This window comes from Frankia sp. AgPm24, assembly GCF_023243055.1.
Taxonomy (GTDB): domain Bacteria; phylum Actinomycetota; class Actinomycetes; order Frankiales; family Frankiaceae; genus Frankia; species Frankia umida.
In genome coordinates this window covers 1-5,603 of record NZ_JALKFW010000034.1, presented here as the reverse complement: position 1 = coordinate 5,603, position 5,603 = coordinate 1, and the positions used below count along the sequence as shown (strand labels likewise).

Here is a 5,603-nt window from a genome sequence, read left to right as displayed (position 1 = left end):
GCGCCTGCTCCTTGAGAACTCAACAGCGTGCCGATTGTCAGTGCCAATATGTACTGCCCCCTTTTTCATGGCTCTGGCTGGTTGTGTCCTGCTTTGTGGTGGGGTGTGGCTGGTTGGGGTTGTGGGGGAAATTCCTTTGGACACACTGTCATGGCTCTTCGGGGTTGTGGTGGTGATGTCGGGGTCTACTGGGCTGTGATGGCCTGGTTTCTTCATGCATTGATGGAGAGTTTGATCCTGGCTCAGGACGAACGCTGGCGGCGTGCTTAACACATGCAAGTCGAGCGAGGGGCTTCGGCTCCTAGCGGCGAACGGGTGAGTAACACGTGGGCAACCTGCCCCGAGCTCTGGAATAACCTCGGGAAACCGGGGCTAATGCCGGATATGACACTGCCGGGCATCTGGTGGTGTGGAAAGATTTATCGGCTCGGGATGGGCCCGCGGCCTATCAGCTTGTTGGTGGGGTGACGGCCTACCAAGGCGACGACGGGTAGCCGGCCTGAGAGGGCGACCGGCCACACTGGGACTGAGACACGGCCCAGACTCCTACGGGAGGCAGCAGTGGGGAATATTGCGCAATGGGCGAAAGCCTGACGCAGCGACGCCGCGTGAGGGATGACGGCCTTCGGGTTGTAAACCTCTTTCAGCAGGGACGAAGCGAAAGTGACGGTACCTGCAGAAGAAGCACCGGCCAACTACGTGCCAGCAGCCGCGGTAATACGTAGGGTGCAAGCGTTGTCCGGAATTATTGGGCGTAAAGAGCTCGTAGGCGGCCTGTCACGTCGGCTGTGAAAACCCGGGGCTCAACCCCGGGCCTGCAGTCGATACGGGCAGGCTAGAGTCCGGCAGGGGAGACTGGAATTCCTGGTGTAGCGGTGAAATGCGCAGATATCAGGAGGAACACCGGTGGCGAAGGCGGGTCTCTGGGCCGGAACTGACGCTAAGGAGCGAAAGCGTGGGGAGCGAACAGGATTAGATACCCTGGTAGTCCACGCCGTAAACGTTGGGCGCTAGGTGTGGGGGACCTTCCACGGCCTCCGTGCCGCAGCTAACGCATTAAGCGCCCCGCCTGGGGAGTACGGCCGCAAGGCTAAAACTCAAAGGAATTGACGGGGGCCCGCACAAGCGGCGGAGCATGTGGCTTAATTCGATGCAACGCGAAGAACCTTACCAGGGTTTGACATGCAGGGAAATCCTCCAGAGATGGGGGGTCCGTAAGGGTCCTGCACAGGTGGTGCATGGCTGTCGTCAGCTCGTGTCGTGAGATGTTGGGTTAAGTCCCGCAACGAGCGCAACCCTCGTCCTATGTTGCCAGCGAGTCATGTCGGGGACTCATAGGAGACTGCCGGGGTCAACTCGGAGGAAGGTGGGGATGACGTCAAGTCATCATGCCCCTTACGTCCTGGGCTGCACACATGCTACAATGGCCGGTACAAAGGGCTGCGATGCCGTGAGGTGGAGCGAATCCCAAAAAGCCGGTCTCAGTTCGGATCGGGGTCTGCAACTCGACCCCGTGAAGTCGGAGTCGCTAGTAATCGCAGATCAGCAATGCTGCGGTGAATACGTTCCCGGGCCTTGTACACACCGCCCGTCACGTCACGAAAGTCGGTAACACCCGAAGCCGGTGGCCCAACCCTTGTGGGGGGAGCCGTCGAAGGTGGGACCGGCGATTGGGACGAAGTCGTAACAAGGTAGCCGTACCGGAAGGTGCGGCTGGATCACCTCCTTTCTAAGGAGCGTCTGGCCTTCTCATCCTGTTGGGGGTGGGGGGGTCCAGGGCCAGGGCTGGCTGTGCATGCCGGTCTGGTTGCTCATAGGGTGTGGAACACTGACAATGATCGTCTTCTGGTGGTCTGGTGTCTAGTACTCCTGCTGTCTGTCTTCTCTTCGGAGGGGGTGGGGGTGGGGTGGAACGGGGCTGGGTTGGTGGGGGAGGGTCGTGGCACGCTGTTGGGTCCTGAGGGAGTCGTGTGCTTCCTCGTGGTTGGTGTGATCCCTCTGTTGGTGTGCTGGCCTGCTGGTGTCTGCCTGTGATGGGTGGGTGCGGGTGGGCTGGTGTGCTGGTGGGGGTTGCGGGTCTGGTCGTGGTGGAGGACTGCCTTCCGGTGTGGGGGTGGGCTTCACGGGTGCGGCTGGGGCTGTCCGTACGTTGAGAACTGCACAGTGGACGCGAGCATCTTTGTGGCCAAGTTATTAAGGGCGCACGGTGGATGCCTTGGCACCAGGAGCCGATGAAGGACGTGGGAGGCTGCGATATGCCTCGGGGAGCTGCCAACCGAGCTGTGATCCGAGGATTTCCGAATGGGGAAACCCGGCAGGGCTTTAAATCCTGTCACCCTTGCCTGAACACATAGGGCATGTGGAGGGAACGCGGGGAAGTGAAACATCTCATTACCCGCAGGAAGAGAAAACAACAGTGATTCCGCGAGTAGTGGTGAGCGAAAGCGGATGAGGCTAAACCATGGTCGTGTGATAGCCGGCAGGCGTTGCGGCTGTGGGGTTGTGGGAGCGTTCTGTTAGGACTGCCGTTCTTTCGAGGAGTCAGAAAAAACTGGGTTAGGCGAAGGTCATGTGAATGGGCCGCCATAGCGGGTAACAGCCCCGTAGTCGAAAACCTTGTTTCTCCTGAACGTTTTCCCAAGTAGCACGGAGCCCGTGAAATTCCGTGTGAATCTGGCGGGACCACCCGCTAAGCCTAAATACTCCCTGGTGACCGATAGCGGACTAGTACCGTGAGGGAAAGGTGAAAAGTACCCCGGGAGGGGAGTGAAAGAGTACCTGAAACCGTGTGCCTACAATCCGTGGGAGCTGGACTTCGGTCTGGTGACCGCGTGCCTTTTGAAGAATGAGCCTGCGAGTTTGCGGTGTGTGGCGAGGTTAACCCGTGTGGGGTAGCCGTAGCGAAAGCGAGTCCGAATAGGGCGTTTGAGTCGCATGTCCAAGACCCGAAGCCGAGTGATCTACCCATGGCCAGGTTGAAGCGCGGGTAAGACCGTGTGGAGGACCGAACCCACCAGGGTTGAAAACCTGGGGGATGAGCTGTGGGTAGGGGTGAAAGGCCAATCAAACTCGGTGATAGCTGGTTCTCCCCGAAATGCATTTAGGTGCAGCGTCGCATGTTTCTTGCCGGAGGTAGAGCACTGGATGGCCTAGGGGGCCCACAAGCTTACTGAAGTCAGCCAAACTCCGAATGCCGGTAAGTGAAGTGCGGCAGTGAGACTGCGGGGGATAAGCTTCGTAGTCGAGAGGGAAACAGCCCAGATCGCCAGCTAAGGCCCCTAAGCGTGCGCTAAGTGGAAAAGGATGTGGAGTCGCACAGACAACCAGGAGGTTGGCTTAGAAGCAGCCATCCTTGAAAGAGTGCGTAATAGCTCACTGGTCAAGTGATTCCGCGCCGATAATGTAGCGGGGCTCAAGCGCACCGCCGAAGCTGCGGCATGCACAAGTGTACCCGGCATCTTTTGGTGTCCAGGTTTGTGTGTGGGTAGGGGAGCGTCGTGTGGCGCGTGAAGCGGCGGGGTGACCCAGTCGTGGATGCCATACGAGTGAGAATGCAGGCATGAGTAGCGAATGACGGGTGAGAAACCCGTCCGCCGAATGACCAAGGGTTCCTGGGGCAGGCTAATCCGCCCAGGGTGAGTCGGGACCTAAGGCGAGGCCGACAGGCGTAGTCGATGGATAACGGGTTGATATTCCCGTACCGGTGTTGATGCGTCCATGCTGAGGCCGGGTGTGCTAACCATCTGATCGCAGGCATCCTTTAGGGGGTGTGTGTGGGAGGGTGGGGTCCCGTCTGGTAGTAGGCAAGCGATGGGGTGACGCAGGAGGGTAGTCCAGCCCAGGCGGTGGTTGTCCTGGGGCAAGGGTGTAGGACGGAACGTAGGCAAATCCGCGTTTCATGTGTCTGAGACCTGATGCCGAGCCGATTGTGGCGAAGTGGATGATCCCATGCTGCCGAGAAAAGCCTCTAGCGAGTGTCAGGACCGCCCGTACCCTAAACCGACACAGGTGGTCAGGTAGAGAATACCAAGGCGTTCGAGTGAACTGTGGTTAAGGAACTCGGCAAAATGCCCCCGTAACTTCGGGAGAAGGGGGGCCGTTCTCCGTGTAGGGACTTGCTTCCGTAGCGGGGAGTGGCCGCAGAGACCAGGGGAAAGCGACTGTTTACTAAAAACATAGCTCCGTGCTAAGTCGTAAGACGATGTATACGGAGTGACGCCTGCCCGGTGCTGGAACGTTAAGGGGACGGGTTAGCTCTTCGGGGCGAAGCTCAGAACTTAAGCGCCAGTAAACGGCGGTGGTAACTATAACCATCCTAAGGTAGCGAAATTCCTTGTCGGGTAAGTTCCGACCTGCACGAATGGCGTAACGACTTTCCCACTGTCTCAACCACAGACTCGGCGAAATTGCACTACGAGTAAAGATGCTCGTTACGCGCGGCAGGACGGAAAGACCCCGGGACCTTTACTATAGCTTGATATTGGTGTTCGGTTCGGCTTGTGTAGGATAGGTGGGAGACTGTGAAGCTGGGACGCCAGTCCTGGTGGAGTCACTGTTGAAATACCACTCTGGTCGTACTGGATGTCTAACCTCGGTCCGTGATCCGGATCAGGGACAGTGTCTGGTGGGTAGTTTAACTGGGGCGGTTGCCTCCTAAAGAGTAACGGAGGCGCCCAAAGGTTCCCTCAGCCTGGTTGGCAATCAGGTGTTGAGTGCAAGTGCACAAGGGAGCTTGACTGTGAGACAGACATGTCGAGCAGGTGCGAAAGCAGGGACTAGTGATCCGGCGGTGGCTTGTGGAAGCGCCGTCGCTCAACGGATAAAAGGTACCCCGGGGATAACAGGCTGATCTTGCCCAAGAGTCCATATCGACGGCAAGGTTTGGCACCTCGATGTCGGCTCGTCGCATCCTGGGGCTGGAGTAGGTCCCAAGGGTTGGGCTGTTCGCCCATTAAAGCGGTACGCGAGCTGGGTTTAGAACGTCGTGAGACAGTTCGGTCCCTATCCGCCGCGCGCGCAGGAGACTTGAGAAGGGCTGTCCCTAGTACGAGAGGACCGGGACGGACGAACCTCTGGTGTGCCAGTTGTTCTGCCAAGAGCATGGCTGGTTGGCTACGTTCGGAAGGGATAACCGCTGAAAGCATCTAAGCGGGAAGCCTGCTTCGAGATGAGGTCTCCCACAGGGTAGCCTGGTAAGGCCCCCGACTAGATGATCGGGTTGATAGGCCGGAGGTGGAAGTGCGGTGACGCATGGAGCTGACCGGTACTAATAGGCCGAGGGCTTGTCTTCGAAGTTGCTACGCGTCCACTGTGCGGTTCTGACTGTACGGCCGGCATGTTTCATGTTGGGTGTGCGGTGAGAAGTGTTTCGGTGGTTTTGGCGAAGGGGAAACGCCCGGTCTCATTCCGAACCCGGAAGCTAAGCTCTTCAGCGCCGATGGTACTGCATGGGGGACCGTGTGGGAGAGTAGGACGCCGCCGGACTTTATACAGGTTGTGGGGTTGTTCCGTTTGTCGGAACAACCCCACACCTGTTTCCGGGTGTGGATGGGTGGGGTGTGGGCTGTCGGCTTGTCTGCCGCCGGCCCTTTTTCTTTTGTGGG

Annotated in this window: 3 rRNA genes; all 3 read left to right on the top strand. The window is 58.6% G+C overall.

Annotated features, from left to right (window positions below):
* Window positions 1-219: 219 nt before the first annotated feature.
* The 3 genes from MXD61_RS05340 (at window position 220) to rrf (ending at window position 5,484) form a co-directional block, all read left to right on the top strand.
* A 16S ribosomal RNA gene (locus MXD61_RS05340) occupies window positions 220-1,729 on the top strand.
* 454 nt (window positions 1,730-2,183) lie between these two features.
* Window positions 2,184-5,290, top strand: a 23S ribosomal RNA gene (locus MXD61_RS05335).
* 77 nt (window positions 5,291-5,367) lie between these two features.
* Window positions 5,368-5,484, top strand: a 5S ribosomal RNA gene (rrf, locus tag MXD61_RS05330).
* The 16S, 23S and 5S rRNA genes sit together here, the layout of an rRNA operon.
* Window positions 5,485-5,603 lie beyond the last annotated feature (119 nt).